Genomic DNA, 15,852 nt, shown 5'->3' with positions numbered 1-15,852 from the left:
GCGTAACCGTCAGGCGCGCAACCGTTCCTGCCGCAGCAGATCGACCTCGGGCAGATCCAGCGGCGGCAGCGAGTCGACTCCCAGAGCGCGCATCAGGAGATGATCGGCGAGTTCGGGATTGCGGGCGAGCACGGGACCGTGCAGATAGGTGCCGATCACCGAACCCTGCACGGCACCTTCGAGTCCGTCGCCCACACCGTTGCCGACACCGCGGTCGACGCGGCCGAGCCCGGTGGCGTCGGAGCCGAGAGTCGTTCCACCACGGTGGTTCTCGAATCCGGTCAGCGGCTGGGTGAGGCCCGACAGCGTGGGGCGGATGACGATCTCGCCGATCGCGCGGGTCTGCTGCGGCGAGGTGGTCGCGTCGAGGATGCCGACACCGTCGACGCGTTCGCCCGAGGACGTCTCGTACCAGTGGCCGAGCACCTGGATCGCGGCGCAGATGGCCAGCACGGGCGCTCCGCGCTCGGCGGCGCGCTGCAGACCCGGATAGCGCTGCAGGTGCCGCGTGGCCAGTCGCTGCGCGGCGTCCTCGGCACCACCGAGGGTGTAGAGGTCGAGGGACTCGGGGACGGGATCGTTCAGTCCGATCTCGACGATCTCGGCGTCGTGACCGCGCATCCGCAGGCGCTGGCGCAGAACCAGGGCGTTGCCGCCGTCACCGTAGGTGCCCATCACGTCGGGCAGGACGAGTCCGATGCGGACGGTCGACTCAGACATGGGCAGCTCTCCTGGCGATGGCGGTGTTGAGATCGCGGAACGCGGTGTAGTTGGCGAGCACCTCCACACGGCCGGGAGGGCACGAGGCGATGGCCTTCAGCGGATCCGGCACCAGTGTGTGCTCGACACCCGCGTAGGTCAGGCGGACGGCGAGATCGGTGCCGCGTTCGCCTGCAGCCACCACCTGCACGCCTTCGAAATGTTCGAAGCGCACGTCCCACAGCCACGACAGGTCCTCGCCGTCGGGCACCTGACCGTTGACGGCGATCACCAGGCCGTCGACGGTCGGGTCGATCATCGACAGGGCCTCCTGCCAGCCGGCGGGGTTCTTCGCGAGCAGCATGTGCACCGAGTGCGGCCCGACCTGCACTGTCTTGTAGCGACCGGCGACCTCTTCGACGACCGAGGCGGCCGCGACGGCCTTCGCCGGATCGGCGCCGAGGGCCACGGCGGCCGCGACCGCCTGGGCGGCGTTGCCCCGGTTGGCGCGACCGGGGAGGGTCAGCTTCAGCGGGAGGACGAGGCCGTCCGGTCCGTACAGGTTCTCGTCGTCGACCCACCAGTCCGGTGTCGGCCGCGCGAAGTCGGAGCCGGTGCTGTACCAGTGGTCGCCCTCGCGGACGATCGGCTCGCCCGTGCGCGGGCAGCTCACCGAGTCGTTGGCCCAGCCGGCGCCCGCGGCGACCCATACGACGTTCGGGTTGTCGTAGGCGGCGGACGTGACGAGCACGTCGTCGCAGTTCGCGACGATCACGGCGTCGGGATGCCGCTTCAGTCCCTCGCGCAGCTTCCGCTCGATCATGTTGATCTCGCCGACCCGGTCGAGCTGGTCGCGGGTGAGGTTGAGCAGCACGATCGCGCGGGGCTCGAGGGCGTCGGCGACGTGCGGGGTGTGGAGTTCGTCGACCTCGATCGCGGCGAGCGGCGCCCGGAGATCGGTGGCGAGCGCGGCGACGATCCCGGCGTCCATGTTCGCGCCGTCCGCCTGGGTGACGACCGAGTCGATGGTCTCGAGCGCGGCCGCGGTCATGCGGGTCGTCGTGGACTTGCCGTTCGTCCCGGTGACGAGCACGGTCTGCCGGCCGTGGCCGAGCTGCTTCATGAGTGCCGGGTCGATCTTCAGGGCGACGAGCCCTCCGATCATCGAGCCCTTACCGCGTCCGGCCTTCTGGGACGCCCACGCGGCGGCTCGGGCTGCGCGCAGTGCGAGCCGTCCACGTGCGGTGATTCCTGTGCTGGTTCCCACGTCGGCGAGTGTTCCACAGGCGTGGGAGCGTTGTGTCGCCGGAGGAGCGTCCTGCTCGTCACACTGCGGTGTCCGCCCTGGGCGGCGAGGGCTCCGACGATGACGATCACACCGCCGATCAGCGACGACGGTGCCGGCTGTTCGCCGAGCGTGATCCACGCGACGGTGAACCCGACGACCGGCACCATGAGCGAGAGCGGTGCGACGGTCCCGGCGGGGTAGCGCGACAGCAGCGAGGCGTAGATGCCGGTGCCGGCAATGGTGCCCGCCAGGACGACGTAGGAGAGTCCGGCCAGGGCCAGGCCCCCGTCCGCAGTGGTGACGGCGGTCCCGAGGGTCGACCACGCCTGCGGACCCTCGGCGAACCAGGAGATCCCGAAGAAGGGGAGCACGGGCACGACGCACATCCACAGCATCAGGCGCATGGGGTCAACGGCGCCCGCCTTGCGGGTCGCGATGTTGCCGACCGCCCACGACAGGCCGGCGAGCAACGCGAGCGTCATAGGGATAAGGCTCACGTCCGCGGCGCCCTGCCCCACGGCGACGATCATCATGCCGGACACGGCGACGACGAGACCGGCGAGGCGGATTCCGTCGAGTCGTTCGCGCAGGAACAGAGCGGCGAGCAGGACCGTGAAGGGCGCGGACGATTGCAGTACGAGGGACGCGAGGCCCGTGGGCAGACCGGCCTCCATCGCCCAGAACAGGAAAGCGAACTGGGCGAAGCCGAACCCGGCGCCGTAGAGCAGGAGCCAGCGCATGGGAACGGCGGGTCGCGGGACGAACAGCAGGACCGGGACGGCGATGATCGCGAAGCGCAAGCCGGCGAAGAAGAACGGCGGGAAGTGATCGAGACCCAGTCTGATCGCGAGGAAGTTGCATCCCCAGAGCACCACGACGGTGAGCGCGAGCAGACGGTCCCGGAACGACATGCCGTCAATTCTTTGCGCAGGAAACAATCAGGACAAGCGAATGTTTCTGAAGGAACTGTGTAGCTTTACTACATGGATGTCGTGCGATTGCGGATACTGCGCGAACTCGCCGACCGCGGGACGGTGGCCGCGACCGCCGCAGCGTTGTCGATGACACCCTCGGCCGTCTCACAGCAGCTCAAGGTGCTCGCGCGGGAGGCGGGAGTACCCCTGCTCGAACCGGACGGCCGGCGTCTGCGGTTCACCGATGCGGGTCGCGCGCTCGTGGTGCGCGCCGACGAGGTCCTCGACGCGCTCGACCGGGCCGCCGACGAGATGACCGCCTACGCCCGGTCGCCTCGCGGACGGGTGCGCGTGGCGTCGTTCCCCTCCGGGGCGGCGCTCCTGCTGCCGGCCGTGCTCGAGGCAGCCGGGACGATCGGTGTCGAGCTGGACGTGAGCGACGAGGACGTCCCCGCCTCGGCCGCGCCCGCACTGCTCGCCGACTACGACGTGGTGCTCACCCACCGCGACGAGCGTTCGGCGCCGCTGTCCGGCCCGCGGGTCCACGTCGAGACACTCATGCGCGAACCGATCGATGTCGTCCTCCCGCCGGGGCACCGGCTCGCGGCGCAGGACCGTGTGCAGGTCGACGAACTGGTGGGGGAGAGCTGGATCAGCGTGCGGGGTGGATTCCCCGTCGACGACGTGTTGCTCTCCGTCGCGGCGGTGACGGGCATCCGGGCGCGGGTCGTGCACCGCATCAACGACTTCCGTGTCATCGAGGAGCTCGTCGCCGCGGGGCACGGGGTGGCCCTGTTGCCGCGGTATTCGGTTCTGCATCCGGCCTTGGTGCGCCTGCCGCTGGCCGGTGTGCGTGCGGCGCGGATCTACGAGCTCGTCACCCGCCCGGGAGCAGCGCGGCGGCCCGCCGTGGGTGCAGTGCTCGACAGCTTCCGGGCCGCGGCGGCACGGAAGCTGTCGATGTGAACGAACGGGTGGTCACGCGGGATCAGGCGAGTGCCTTGGCCTTCAGCGCGTCGAACTCGGCCTGGTCGATGACACCGTCGTCGAGCAGCTTCTTCGCGTCGGCGATGTGCTCGGCGGGCGACTTGCCGGCGACCGAGCGGATGTAGTCGTCCTGCACGGCCTTGTACTGCGCTGCTTCCTTCGCGGACCGCTCGGCCATGCCGCTGCCGTGGACGATCAGATAGATCAGGCCCGTCAGCCACGGGAAGACGAACAGGAAGACGATCCATATCGCCTTGACCCAGCCGGACTGTTCGCGGTTGCGGAACAGATCCCCGATGATCATCCACAGCATGATCAGGTACGCGATGAATGCGAAGCAGACGATGATGTACCAGATGATGTCCATGAATTCCATACGCACACTCCGGGTTCGAGCAGAACGACTCTGCGGGACGAGAATTGCGGAATTCGACGGATATCACCCGTGAACGGGTTCGTTCTCGTCGAACATTCGGAACTGTATCTTTCCGGAGAGTGCGGTAATTGCCCGAAACGGTATTCGTGAGATGAATTGTCGGGGTGAAAATCCCCGAAAACGACGAATGCGGTGGACCCTGATGGGTCCACCGCATTCGGTATCGAGAAGGGTCAGCGGTGCGAGCGGTTCACCGCGGAAACCATCGCGCGCAGCGATGCCGTGGTGATCGACGGGGCGATGCCCACGCCCCACACCAGGACGCTCGTGCCGTCGGGACGCGTGACGTCGGCCTCGACGTAGGCCGCGGCGTTTGCGTCGTCGCCGGCGGACATGGCGTGCTCGGCGTAGCCGCGGACGGCCACCTGGTAACCCAGCGACTCGAGGGCGTCGACGAAGGCCGCCAGCGGGCCGTTGCCGCTGCCGGAGATCTCCTTCTCCACGCCGTCGACCTTCAGTACGGCGGCGATGGTGTCCTCACCGTCGTCGGTCTCGGCCGCGGTGACCTTCTGCCGGATGCGCTCGAGCGGCGAGATCGGGGCCAGGTACTCCTCGTGGAAGATGTCCCACATCTCCTTGGGGCTGACCTCGCCACCTTCACCGTCGGTGACCTTCTGCACGGCCTGCGAGAACTCGATCTGCAGGCGACGCGGCAGGTTCAGGCCGTGGTCGTGCTTCATGATGTACGCGATGCCGCCCTTGCCGGACTGCGAGTTCACGCGGATCACGGCCTCGTAGGTGCGGCCGACGTCCTTCGGGTCAATCGGCAGGTAGGGCACGGCCCAGGTGTGGTCGTCGACGTCGACACCGGCGGCCTCCGCATCGACCTTCATCGCGTCGATGCCCTTGTTGATCGCGTCCTGGTGGCTGCCGGAGAAGGCGGTGTAGACCAGGTCGCCGCCGTAGGGGTGGCGCTCGTGGACGGGCAGCTGGTTGCAGTACTCGACCGTGCGGCGGATCTCGTCGATGTTCGAGAAGTCGATCTGCGGGTCGACGCCACGGCTGAACATGTTCATGCCCAGGGTCACCAGGCAGACGTTGCCGGTGCGCTCACCGTTGCCGAACAGGCAGCCCTCGATGCGGTCGGCGCCGGCCTGGTAGCCCAGCTCGGCCGCGGCGACACCCGTGCCGCGGTCGTTGTGCGGGTGCAGCGACAGGATGATCGAGTCGCGCTTCGCCAGGTTGCGGTGCATCCACTCGATCGAGTCGGCGTAGACGTTGGGGGTGGCCATCTCGACCGTGGCCGGCAGGTTGATGATCACCGGGTTCTCGGGGGTCGCGCCCAGGGTCTCGACGACCGCGTCGCAGACCTCCTTGGCGTACGACAGTTCGGTGCCGGTGTACGACTCGGGGGAGTACTCCCAGCGCCAGTTGGTGTCGGGGTGGTTCTTCGCCTCCTCGAGCACCAGTTCGGCGGCGTCGGTCGCGATCTTCTTGACGGTCTCCTTGTCGGCGCGGAAGACCACGCGGCGCTGCAGGATCGACGTCGAGTTGTAGAAGTGCACGATCGCGTTCTGTGCCCCGGCGCACGCCTCGAAGGTGCGCTTGATCAGTTCGGGGCGGGACTGCGTCAGCACCTGGATGGTGACGTCGTCGGGAATCGCGCCGTCCTCGATGATCTCGCGGACGAAATCGAAATCGGTCTGGCTCGCGGACGGGAAACCGACCTCGATCTCCTTGTAACCCATGCGTACGAGCAGATCGAACATGCGCCGCTTACGAGCGGGGCTCATCGGGTCGATCAGCGCCTGGTTTCCGTCGCGCAGGTCCACGGCGCACCACGCCGGGGCACGATCGATGATCTTGTCGGGCCAGGTGCGGTCGGGCAGCGAGATCGACTCGACCTCCTCGGCGAACGGCCGGTACCGGTAGGTCGGCATCGACGAGTTCTTCTGCTTGTTCCACGACGGCTGGTCGGCCGGGGCCGGCTTGCTCGGCGGCGTGATGGTGCGCGAGCCGGAGGTGAAAGCGTCGGCGGGTGACATGACGTAACTCCAAAGAGAAAAGGGGACCTGTGGGCCCAGATCGAATATCGACCGGCGCGTCGAAACCCCGCGACGGGAAGCCGGTCTGGTCAGATCCCGCCGCGGCGGCCGAGGAGAAGCACGCGCTGCATGTCCAGCAGTGTATCGCGCCATCCCCCACCTCGACCAAGTGGCACCTCCCACACGCGCGCGTTCCGTGTGACCGGGTGGCGGTGATGTCGTGACCCGATCGATACGAACGCGCCTGACAGAGCAGTACTTGCGCCCCTAGCGTTACCGAACGTAACTCCCGCAACATCAGTAACACCGGTATCACCGATAACTCCGGTAACACGACGGGTGAAGGGCGTGTCGATGGGATCGTTGCGCACGGCGGTTGCCGGATCGTGCAGTGCACTGCTGGCACTCGGACTCATGGCGGTCTCCGCTCCCGCGGCGCATGCCGAACCCTGCGACTCCGGACCCCTCGGGTCGGGCTCCGGATCGGGTCTCCCCGGCTCGGGTTCGGGCACCGGATCCTTCGGCACAGGATCGGCCGGCCCCCGGCTCGGAAGCAGCGGATCGGGAAGCGGGGGACTCGCACCCGAAGGACCGCAGGGACCGCTGCCGGCACTCGGCCCGGGACCCACCAGCACCGTGTCCTGGGTGACCGGTCCGCGCAGCCCCAACAGGACCTTCGACAGGTTCTCCATCTCGGGAACCGACCTCGGCATCATGTGGGACAACGGGGAGGAAGGCGACGCCCGCCAGATCCTCATGGCCTTCGGCGACACCTTCGGCGACTGCTCGCTGCCCGACCAGCAGTGGCGGCACAACGTCCTCATGCGCACCACCGACGCCGACCTCTCCGACGGCATCGACGTGCCCGATCCGGTGCCCGGCGACCGGCGTGCGGGTTCGCCCGTCCTGCCCTCGGCTCCCGACATCTCCCGCGAACTCGTGGGCAGTCTCGCACTCGACGGCGTCGAGATCACCGTGATCCCCACGGCCGGCATCGCCGTCGACGGCGTCCAGTACGTCAACTTCATGTCGGTGCGGTCCTGGGGCGACCACGGCGAGTGGTGGACCAACGCGTCGATGATCGCGACCTCGGCCGACAACGGGGAGACCTGGCAGCTCGACCCGACGACGGCGCGGATCAACCTGCCCCTCGACGTGCCCACGGTGCAGCAGCTGTCCACCGGGAACGAGAACTTCCAGCAGCACGCCTACGTCCGCCACGAGGGATACGTCTACGACTTCGGCACACCGCAGGGCCGGTTCGGCGCGGCCTTCGTCTCGCGCGTCCCCGAGACCGCTCTGCTGGACCTGGCCGCCTACGAGTACTGGAGCGGCGACGACTGGGTGTCCGGCGACGCCGCCGCGGCCACCCCGGTCGTGCCACCCGCAGTCGGGGAGGTGTCGGTGCAGTTCCTGGGCGGTGAGTTCGTCATGCTCTACGGCAACGAGGCGAACGGCACGATCGAGATGAGGACGTCCGCGAGACCCGAGGGGCCGTGGAGCGAGGCTCGAGTGCTGGTCACCCACCGTGAGATCGGTGGTCTCTACGCTCCGTTCATCCACCCGTGGTCCACGGATACGGACCTCTACTTCACCGCCTCGCGGTGGGGTGACTACAACGTCCTGTTGTTGCGCACGACACTTTCCTGAGATGCCCCGGGGCGATGAAAGCCGCGGTCGGTAAGCTGGGCCACTGGACTTGTTCCCGAGACCCGGAGGTTGGCCAGCGTGGCACTCGTCGTCCAGAAGTACGGAGGATCCTCGGTCGCGACGGCCGAGCGGATCCGGCGCGTCGCTGAAAGGATCGTCGAGACCAAGAAGGCGGGCAACGACGTCGTGGTCGTCGTCTCGGCCATGGGAGACACGACCGACGAACTCCTCGATCTCGCGCAGCAGGTGTGCCCGGCCCCGCCGGCCCGCGAGATGGACATGCTCCTCACCTCCGGTGAGCGCATCTCCAACTCCCTCGTCGCGATGGCGATCCACTCGCTCGGCGCCGAGGCCCGGTCGTTCACCGGTTCCCAGGCCGGCGTGATCACCACGGGCAGCCACGGCAAGGCGAAGATCATCGACGTCACCCCCGGCCGCGTGCGCGCCGCCCTCGACGAGGGCAGCATCGTGCTGGTCGCCGGCTTCCAGGGCGTGAGCCAGGACAGCAAGGACATCACGACTCTCGGTCGTGGCGGTTCGGACACGACCGCCGTCGCACTCGCCGCCGCGCTGAACGCGGACGTCTGCGAGATCTACACCGACGTCGACGGCGTGTTCTCCGCGGACCCGCGCATCGTCAAGGACGCGCAGCGTCTCGAGAAGGTCTCCTTCGAGGAGATGCTCGAGCTCGCCGCGTGCGGCGCGAAGGTTCTCATGCTGCGGTGCGTGGAGTACGCCCGCCGCTACAACGTGCCCGTGCACGTTCGTTCGTCGTACACCACCAAGCCCGGCACCATCGTGTCCGGATCGATGGAGGACATCCCTGTGGAAGAGGCCCTGATCACCGGCGTTGCGCACGATCGCAGCGAAGCGAAGATCACCGTCGTCGGCATCCCCGACACCCCCGGTTACGCCGCCAAGGTGTTCCGCGCCGTCGCCGACGCCGAGATCAACATCGACATGGTGCTGCAGAACATCTCGAAGGTCGAGACCGGCAAGACCGACATCACCTTCACCTGCCCGAAGAGCGACGGCCCGCGCGCGGTCGAGCTCCTCACCAAGCAGCAGGGCGACATCGGCTTCACCCAGGTCCTCTTCGACGACCACATCGGCAAGGTCTCCCTCGTCGGTGCCGGTATGAAGAGCCACCCCGGTGTCACGGCCAAGTTCTGCGAGGCCCTCGCCGACGCCGGCATCAACATCGACCTGATCTCGACGTCGGAGATCCGCATCTCCGTGCTGGTGGATGACAACGAACTCGACGACGCCGTGCGCGCTCTGCACGCGGCATTCGAGCTCGGCGGCGACGAAGAGGCCGTCGTGCACGCAGGAACGGGGCGGTAATCGTGACCACCATTGCAGTTGTAGGCGCCACGGGGCAGGTCGGTATCGTCATGCGCACCCTCCTCGAGGAGCGCAACTTCCCGGCCGACACGGTTCGGTTCTTCGCGTCGGCCCGCTCGGCCGGCAAGAAGCTGCCGTTCCGCGGTGAGGAGATCGTGGTCGAGGACGTCGCGGCGACCTCCGACGAGGATCTGAAGGGCATCGACATCGCGCTGTTCTCGGCCGGTGGCACCCTCTCCAAGGAGCAGGCTCCGCGCTTCGCGGCCGCCGGGGCGATCGTCGTCGACAACTCGTCGGCGTGGCGCAAGGACCCCGAGGTTCCGCTCGTCGTGAGCGAGGTCAACCCGGAGCAGGTGAAGAACCCGCCGAAGGGCATCATCGCCAACCCGAACTGCACCACGATGGCCGCGATGCCGGTGCTCAAGGCACTGCACGACGAGGCCGGGCTCCAGCGCCTGATCGTGTCGAGCTACCAGGCCGTCTCCGGTAGCGGCCTGGCGGGCGTCGAGGAACTCGTCGGCCAGGTGCGCGCCGTCGCCGACGAGGCCGACAAGCTCGTCCACGCGGGCGACGCCGTCGACTTCCCGGCCCCGAACAAGTACGTCGCGCCCATCGCGTTCAACGTCGTCCCGCTCGCCGGGTCGATCGTCGACGACGGCACGGGCGAGACCGACGAGGACCAGAAGCTGCGCAACGAGTCACGCAAGATCCTCGGCCTGCCGGACCTGCTCGTCTCGGGCACGTGCGTGCGCGTTCCCGTCGTGACCGGCCACTCGCTGTCGATCAACGCCGAGTTCGAGCGGCCGCTGTCGGTCGAGCGTGCGCAGGAGCTGCTCGCGAACGCTCCGGGCGTCCGCCTCGTCGACGTGCCGACCCCGCTCGCCGCAGCGGGCGACGACGTCTCGCTCGTGGGCCGCATCCGCCAGGATCCGGGTGTTCCGGAGGGCCGCGGTCTCGCGCTCTTCGTCTCGGGTGACAACCTGCGCAAGGGGGCCGCTCTCAACACCATCCAGATCGCGGAGCTGCTCGTCTAAAGGCTCTTCGGACCTGCTCGACGGAGCGGGTGGACCTCTTCGGGTCCACCCGCTCCCTTGCGTTTCGGGCGCAACCGGGACGGCAGAGAAATATTTACAAGCAGTCTGGACTGTTTGTTGTTTTCCCGTTACGCTGCGAAGCGTGATCCAGGACACTGCGCCGAACGGTGGTCGTACCCAGGCGCAACGCACCGCCGCGACGCGAGCCAAGCTGCTCGACGCCGCGGTCGACTCGCTCGTCGAGCACGGCTACTCGGGCACCAGCACGCAGGGCATCGCCAAACGTGCCGGAGTCTCGCGAGGCGCCCAGCTCCACCACTTCCCGACGAAGGAGAACCTTGTCGTCGCGGCGGTCGAGCACCTCGTCGACAAGCGGCTGCAGGAGATCCTCGAGAAACGGCCCGATCCGGAGCACGGCTTCGAGGCGCTCATGGACGCCTTCTCCGGTCCGCTCTTCGCCGCAGCGCTCGAACTGTGGGTCGCGGCGCGGACCGATCCGTCCCTGCACGAGGCGATGATCCCGCTCGAACGCAAGGTCTCGGACGCGCTCCGCACGGGTTGCCTGGAGATCATGGGCGACAGGGTCTCGCCCGACCACATCGACCTCAGCATCGAAATCGCCCGGGGCTTCGCCGTCTCGGCCCTGATGCGTACCCCCGAATCCGATCGAGAATTCCGGGAGCGCCTGCTCCCGGTCTGGAAGGCGCTGGTGATGAAATGAGTCTCGCACTGCTTCCCGATCACGTGCACACGCTCGTCGTCGGCGCGGGCTTCGGCGGCATCGGCATGACCGCAACACTGTTGCGCGAGAACTCCGATGCCGACGTCCTCGTCCTCGAGCGCGGTGACGACGTCGGCGGAACCTGGCGCGTGAACACCTATCCCGGTGCCGCATGCGATGTTCCGAGTGCGCTGTACTCGTTCTCCTTTGCGCCCGAACCCGACTGGTCGCGAGCGCACGGCACCCAGGAGGAGATCTACGCGTACCTCCGCCGCGTCGCACGTGAGCAGGGCGTGACCGACCGGACGATGTTCGGGTGCGAACTGCGCGAGGCCCAGTGGGACGCCGAGCGTGCCGTGTGGCGGATCTCCACCTCCCGCGGTGACCTGACGGCCGACGTGCTCGTCGCCGCGACCGGTGCCCTCTCCACGCCCACCTACCCGAAGGTTCCCGGCCTGGAGTTGTTCCGCGGCAAGAAGTTCCACTCGGCCGAATGGGATCACGACCACGACCTCACGGGTGAGCGTGTCGCCGTCATCGGCACCGGCGCGTCGGCCATCCAGTTCGTGCCGGCGATCGTCGACCGCGTCGAACACCTCACGCTGTTCCAGCGCACGGCCTCCTGGGTGATGCCCAAGCACGACCACGTCATCGCGCGGTCGGTCCGCACGCTCTACCGGCGCTTCCCCGTGGCGCAGAAGCTCATGCGCGGATTCGTGTACGGGCAGAAGGAGATCTACGTCGTCGGCATGACGAAGCCCTTCGCCCGCAAGTACCTCCTGCCGCTGTTCGAGGTCCGGGCACGGCAGGTGCTGCGCAAGAACGTGCGCGATCCGGAGCTGCGCAAGCGCCTGACCCCCGATTTCGCGATCACCTGCAAGCGGATCCTGTTGTCCAACGACTGGTTCCCCGCCATCACCCGGCCGAAGGTGGACGTGGTGTCCTCCGGTCTGGCCGCGGTCACCGAGAACGGCGTCGTCGACGACAAGGGCACCGAGTACCCGGTCGACACCATCATCTTCGGCACCGGCTTCACGCCGACGGAACCGCCCGTCGCGCACCACATCCGCGGTGGCGACGGCCGCACCCTCGCCGAGACCTGGGACGGCAGCCCCTCGGCCTATCTCGGCATCACCGTGCCCGGTTTCCCCAATCTGTTCCTCATGTACGGCCCCAACACCAATCTCGGCCACAGCTCGATCGTGTACATGCTCGAATCCCAGGCCGATTACATCTCCGACGCGCTGCGCACGATGGAGCGTCGCGGCATCTCGGCCGTGGAGGTGCGTGACGACGCGGTGCGCCGCTACACCGCCGATCTCGACCCGGCGCTGAACAACACGGTCTGGAACCAGGGCGGTTGCAGCAGCTGGTACATCGACGAGAAGGGCCGCAACTCCGTGATGTGGCCGACCTTCACGTGGCAGTACCGGGCGCGGACCAAGCAGTTCGACCCGGAGAGCTACACCGAGCACCGCGCGACGGCAGGAGCAGGCGCATGACCCATTACGACGTCCTCGTCATCGGATCCGGATTCGGCGGCAGCGTCGCAGCGCTGCGCGCCACCGAGAAGGGATACAAGGTAGGTGTTCTCGAGGCCGGACGGCGCTTCGAGGACGACGAGCTGCCCAAGACGAGCTGGCGGCTGCGCAAGTACCTGTGGGCACCGCAGCTGGGGTGCTACGGGGTGCAGCGCATGCACCTGCTGCCCAATGTGCTCGTCATGGCCGGAGCGGGGGTGGGCGGCGGGTCGCTGAACTACGCCAACACCCTGTACAAGCCGCCGACGCCGTTCTTCCGCGACCCGCAGTGGGGTCACATCACCGACTGGGAAGCGGAACTGACCCCGTACTACGACCAGGCGGCACGGATGCTCGGCGTCCGACCCAATCCCAGCACCACGCCCGCGGACGAGGTGATGCGTCAGGTCGCCGACGAGATGGGTGTCGGTCACACCTACACGACGACCCCGGTCGGCGTGTTCTTCGACGAGCCCGGCAGGACGGTGCCCGACCCGTTCTTCGGCGGTGCCGGCCCCGACCGCACCGGCTGCACCGAGTGCGGCAGCTGCATGACGGGTTGCCGTGTGGGAGCGAAGAACACGCTCGTCAAGAACTACCTCTACCTCGCCGAGAAGGCCGGCGCGCACATCCACGCCCTCACGACGGTGACCCGTGTGGTGCCCCGCGCCGGTGGTGGATACGAGGTCCACACCCGCAGCACGAACGGCATCAGGAAGCGCCGCAAGGTCTTCACCGCCGACCAGGTGGTGATCGCCGCCGGTACCTACGGCACGGCGCGCCTGCTGCTCGCGAGCCGCGAGACCGGCGACCTGCCGAACCTGTCTCCGGCCCTCGGCACCGTGGTGCGCACCAACTCCGAGGCGGTGCTCGCCGCGACCGCGCAGGACCGCGTCGTCGACTACACGAAGGGCGTGGCCATCACGTCGTCCTTCCATCCGGACGACCACACCCACATCGAACCGGTGCGGTACGGCAAGGGCAGCAACCTGATCGGTCTGCTCCAGGCACTGCTCGTCGACGGTGGCACGCGGATGCCGCGACTGCTGAAGTTCTTCGGTGTCGCCGCGAAGAATCCCGCTGCCTTCCTCCGCTCGCTGTCGGTGCGGAACTGGTCCGAGCGCACGGTCATCGCTCTGGTCATGCAGACCGACGACAACTCGCTCGAGCTCGCGACCCGGCGCACGCCGATCGGCCGGGGCCTGACCAGCAAGCAGGGGCCGGGCACCCCGCCGCCCGAGTGGATCCCGGTGGGCCACGAGGCGGTTCGCCGCGTCGCCGACAAGATCGACGGCGACGCCGGCGGTTCGATCGCCGACCTGTTCAACATTCCGATGACCGCACACTTCCTCGGTGGGTGTGCGATCGGCGATTCACCGCGTACCGGCACCGTCGACCCGTACCTGCGTGTCTACGGGCACGAGGGTCTGCACGTCGTCGACGGCTCCGCGGTGAGCGCCAACCTCGGCGTGAACCCGTCCCTCACGATCACCGCGCAGGCCGAACGTGCGCTGGCGCTGTGGCCGAACAAGGGGGAGAAGGACAACCGGCCTCCGCTCGGGTCGGCCTACGAACCCGTGCAACCCGTGCAGCCCGTGCGACCGGTCGTGCCCGTCGAGGCCCCGGCGGCGCTGCGACTCCCCATCACTCCCGTTCGGAAGGAGAGCGCCCGTGCTCTGGACAGTGCCTGAGAGCGAGGACGAACGCACCGACTATCCGGTCTCGCCGCCACCGCCCTGGCCGGCCGCCGTGCGGGCCACCCTGTGGTGGCATCGCAGCACCCCGGACGCCGCCCAGTACGGGCCGACCGGCGCGACCCTGCCCATCACCCTCGCAATGATGGTCGACTACCTCGACTCGCCGGTCGGGCCGTACCGCGAGGTGCTGGCCAGCCCGGTGCTGCGTCGTGGCGTGATTCCGGCGATGGCGGTGCCGTTCATCGCCGTCGACTCCGAACCGTCGGTACACGGTGGTCGTGAGCACTGGAAGCTGCCGAAGGTACTCGCGAAGTTCGACGGGGACGTCCTCGGCGACTTCTCCGCGACCGGCGCCCGATGGAGCGTGGCCACCTCGGCCGCGCCGAAGGGGCCGGAACTGCCGATCGCGGGTGGACTGACCTTCGCCCAGCCGATCCCCGGCGGCGCCGTCGAACGCGCCACCGCCCGGCTGCGGGGGAAGTTCCGCTACGCACGGGTGACCGTCGCGGCGGAGGGACCGACGCTGAGCCGCTGGCTTCGCCCCGGCGCCCACCACGGCATCGTCATCACCTCCGGACGGATGTCCACGGGCGCGTCGCGAGTCGTGTCGCGTATGTAGGTCAGCCGGTGTCGTGGGTGCGCCGCGGTGCCGGCTGCACCCACGACGCCAGCAGGTTCATCGCCTCGCGGGACGATGAATCGGGCGCGGTGGAGTAGAGGAACAACGTCTGGTTCGGGTCGTCGGGGAAGGTGAGCGATTCGAAGTCCACGGTGAGCTCGCCGACCACCGGATGGTTCAGGTGCTTCGATCCGTGCGTGCGCCGGTGGACCTGGTGCTCGGACCACCAGTGCCGGAACTCGGGACTCGCGAGCGAGAGCTCACCGACCAGTTGTTGCGCCAGCGGGTCGTCGGGGGTCGTGCCGACGTCGAGGCGCAGACTCTCCACCGCCGTCCGGGCCTGTTGTTCCCAGTCGGCGAACAGGTTCCGGGCCTCCGGGCTCAGCAGCATCCAACGCGCGTAGTTGCGCTCCCGTGGTGGCATCGCGTCGAAGTCGGCGAACAACGCCCGCGCCATCCGGTTGGTGGCGAGCACGTCGGTGCGATGGCCGAGGACCAGCGCGGGCTGCGAGTCGAGACCGTCGAGCAGTTGGTACAGGCCGGGCCGCACGCGTTGGACCGCGCCGCGGCTGCGTCGGCCGGGTCGGGTCGACGCGCCGATCAGGTCGTCGAGATGGGTGCGACCCGCATCGTCCAGACCCAGGGCCCGCGCGAGCGCGTCGAGAACCTGGCGTGACGGGACGATCCGACGGCCCTGCTCGAGTCGGGTGTAGTAGTCGGTGGACACCCCGGCGAGCAGGGCGACTTCTTCGCGCCGCAGTCCCGGCACCCGCCGTACGCGCCCGTCCTCCGGCAGCCCGGCGTCGTCGGGTTCGCGTGCGGCGCGGGCACGGCGCAGGAAGTCCGCCAGTTCGTGATTTCTGGGAGCGGCCACCCGGTCATTGTCTCTCCCGGAAGGCGATCGTGCCTGGTCCTCCCAGTCCTATGTTGCCGGATCCGAGGCTGCCGGAGACCAGGA

At 68.3% G+C, this 15,852-nt stretch carries 14 protein-coding genes; 8 read left to right on the top strand and 6 right to left on the bottom strand.

What is annotated here, in order from left to right:
- Positions 1-9: 9 nt before the first annotated feature.
- From ACPCXD_RS19165 to ACPCXD_RS19155, 3 genes are read right to left on the bottom strand one after another with little or no spacing between them, the layout of a single operon-like run.
- Complete coding sequence (locus ACPCXD_RS19165; protein ID WP_006552453.1) at positions 10-720, bottom strand: type 1 glutamine amidotransferase; 711 nt, start codon at positions 718-720, stop codon at positions 10-12.
- A complete protein-coding gene (locus tag ACPCXD_RS19160) occupies positions 713-1,966 on the bottom strand; it encodes a Mur ligase family protein (protein WP_088898813.1) in 1,254 nt (417 codons plus the stop codon). The genes ACPCXD_RS19165 and ACPCXD_RS19160 overlap by 8 nt, the downstream gene beginning before the upstream one ends.
- Positions 1,861-2,898 (bottom strand): EamA family transporter, encoded by a 1,038-nt coding sequence (locus ACPCXD_RS19155; protein ID WP_016693198.1) that lies wholly within the window; start codon positions 2,896-2,898, stop codon positions 1,861-1,863. Before ACPCXD_RS19155 ends, ACPCXD_RS19160 begins: the two co-directional genes overlap by 106 nt.
- A gap of 72 nt (positions 2,899-2,970) precedes the next feature.
- On the opposite strand from ACPCXD_RS19155, the gene ACPCXD_RS19150 reads away from it, so the two are divergent.
- Positions 2,971-3,867 carry a LysR family transcriptional regulator gene (locus ACPCXD_RS19150; RefSeq protein ID WP_016693199.1) on the top strand — a complete coding sequence of 299 codons (897 nt, stop codon included), beginning with the start codon at positions 2,971-2,973 and terminating at the stop codon, positions 3,865-3,867.
- A gap of 22 nt (positions 3,868-3,889) precedes the next feature.
- On the opposite strand, the gene ACPCXD_RS19145 is transcribed toward ACPCXD_RS19150, so the two are convergent.
- Both ACPCXD_RS19145 and leuA read right to left on the bottom strand, forming a co-directional pair.
- Positions 3,890-4,264: an SHOCT domain-containing protein gene (locus tag ACPCXD_RS19145; protein WP_088898812.1), complete on the bottom strand. Its 375-nt coding sequence runs from the start codon at positions 4,262-4,264 to the stop codon at positions 3,890-3,892.
- Between the two features lie 233 nt (positions 4,265-4,497).
- On the bottom strand, positions 4,498-6,309 hold the full coding sequence (leuA, locus tag ACPCXD_RS19140) for a 2-isopropylmalate synthase (RefSeq protein ID WP_088898811.1): 1,812 nt from the start codon (positions 6,307-6,309) through the stop codon (positions 4,498-4,500).
- 354 nt (positions 6,310-6,663) lie between these two features.
- On the opposite strand from leuA, the gene ACPCXD_RS19135 reads away from it, so the two are divergent.
- The 7 genes from ACPCXD_RS19135 (at position 6,664) to ACPCXD_RS19105 (ending at position 14,894) form a co-directional block, all read left to right on the top strand.
- Positions 6,664-7,959 (top strand): glycoside hydrolase family 183 protein, encoded by a 1,296-nt coding sequence (locus tag ACPCXD_RS19135; protein WP_423660794.1) that lies wholly within the window; start codon positions 6,664-6,666, stop codon positions 7,957-7,959.
- A 78-nt stretch (positions 7,960-8,037) separates the two neighbouring features.
- Positions 8,038-9,303 (top strand): aspartate kinase, encoded by a 1,266-nt coding sequence (locus ACPCXD_RS19130; RefSeq protein ID WP_088898810.1) that lies wholly within the window; start codon positions 8,038-8,040, stop codon positions 9,301-9,303.
- Positions 9,304-9,305: 2 nt separating this feature from the next.
- On the top strand, positions 9,306-10,337 hold the full coding sequence (locus ACPCXD_RS19125; RefSeq protein ID WP_145690975.1) for an aspartate-semialdehyde dehydrogenase: 1,032 nt from the start codon (positions 9,306-9,308) through the stop codon (positions 10,335-10,337).
- A 142-nt stretch (positions 10,338-10,479) separates the two neighbouring features.
- Positions 10,480-11,058 (top strand): TetR/AcrR family transcriptional regulator, encoded by a 579-nt coding sequence (locus tag ACPCXD_RS19120; protein WP_059383106.1) that lies wholly within the window; start codon positions 10,480-10,482, stop codon positions 11,056-11,058.
- Positions 11,055-12,560 carry a flavin-containing monooxygenase gene (locus tag ACPCXD_RS19115; RefSeq protein WP_423660791.1) on the top strand — a complete coding sequence of 502 codons (1,506 nt, stop codon included), beginning with the start codon at positions 11,055-11,057 and terminating at the stop codon, positions 12,558-12,560. Before ACPCXD_RS19120 ends, ACPCXD_RS19115 begins: the two co-directional genes overlap by 4 nt.
- A complete protein-coding gene (locus tag ACPCXD_RS19110) occupies positions 12,557-14,269 on the top strand; it encodes an FAD-dependent oxidoreductase (RefSeq protein ID WP_423660789.1) in 1,713 nt (570 codons plus the stop codon). Before ACPCXD_RS19115 ends, ACPCXD_RS19110 begins: the two co-directional genes overlap by 4 nt.
- Complete coding sequence (locus ACPCXD_RS19105) at positions 14,262-14,894, top strand: acetoacetate decarboxylase family protein (protein WP_229568238.1); 633 nt, start codon at positions 14,262-14,264, stop codon at positions 14,892-14,894. The genes ACPCXD_RS19110 and ACPCXD_RS19105 overlap by 8 nt, the downstream gene beginning before the upstream one ends.
- A 1-nt stretch (position 14,895) precedes the next feature.
- Here the strand turns inward: ACPCXD_RS19105 and ACPCXD_RS19100 are convergent, their stop codons facing one another.
- Positions 14,896-15,768, bottom strand: coding sequence for a helix-turn-helix transcriptional regulator (locus tag ACPCXD_RS19100; protein ID WP_229566868.1), 873 nt, complete (start codon positions 15,766-15,768; stop codon positions 14,896-14,898).
- Positions 15,769-15,852 lie beyond the last annotated feature (84 nt).

Source organism: Rhodococcus sp. AB351, from assembly GCF_049538275.1.
GTDB lineage: Bacteria > Actinomycetota > Actinomycetes > Mycobacteriales > Mycobacteriaceae > Rhodococcus.
This window is presented reverse-complemented; position numbering and strand designations above follow the sequence as displayed.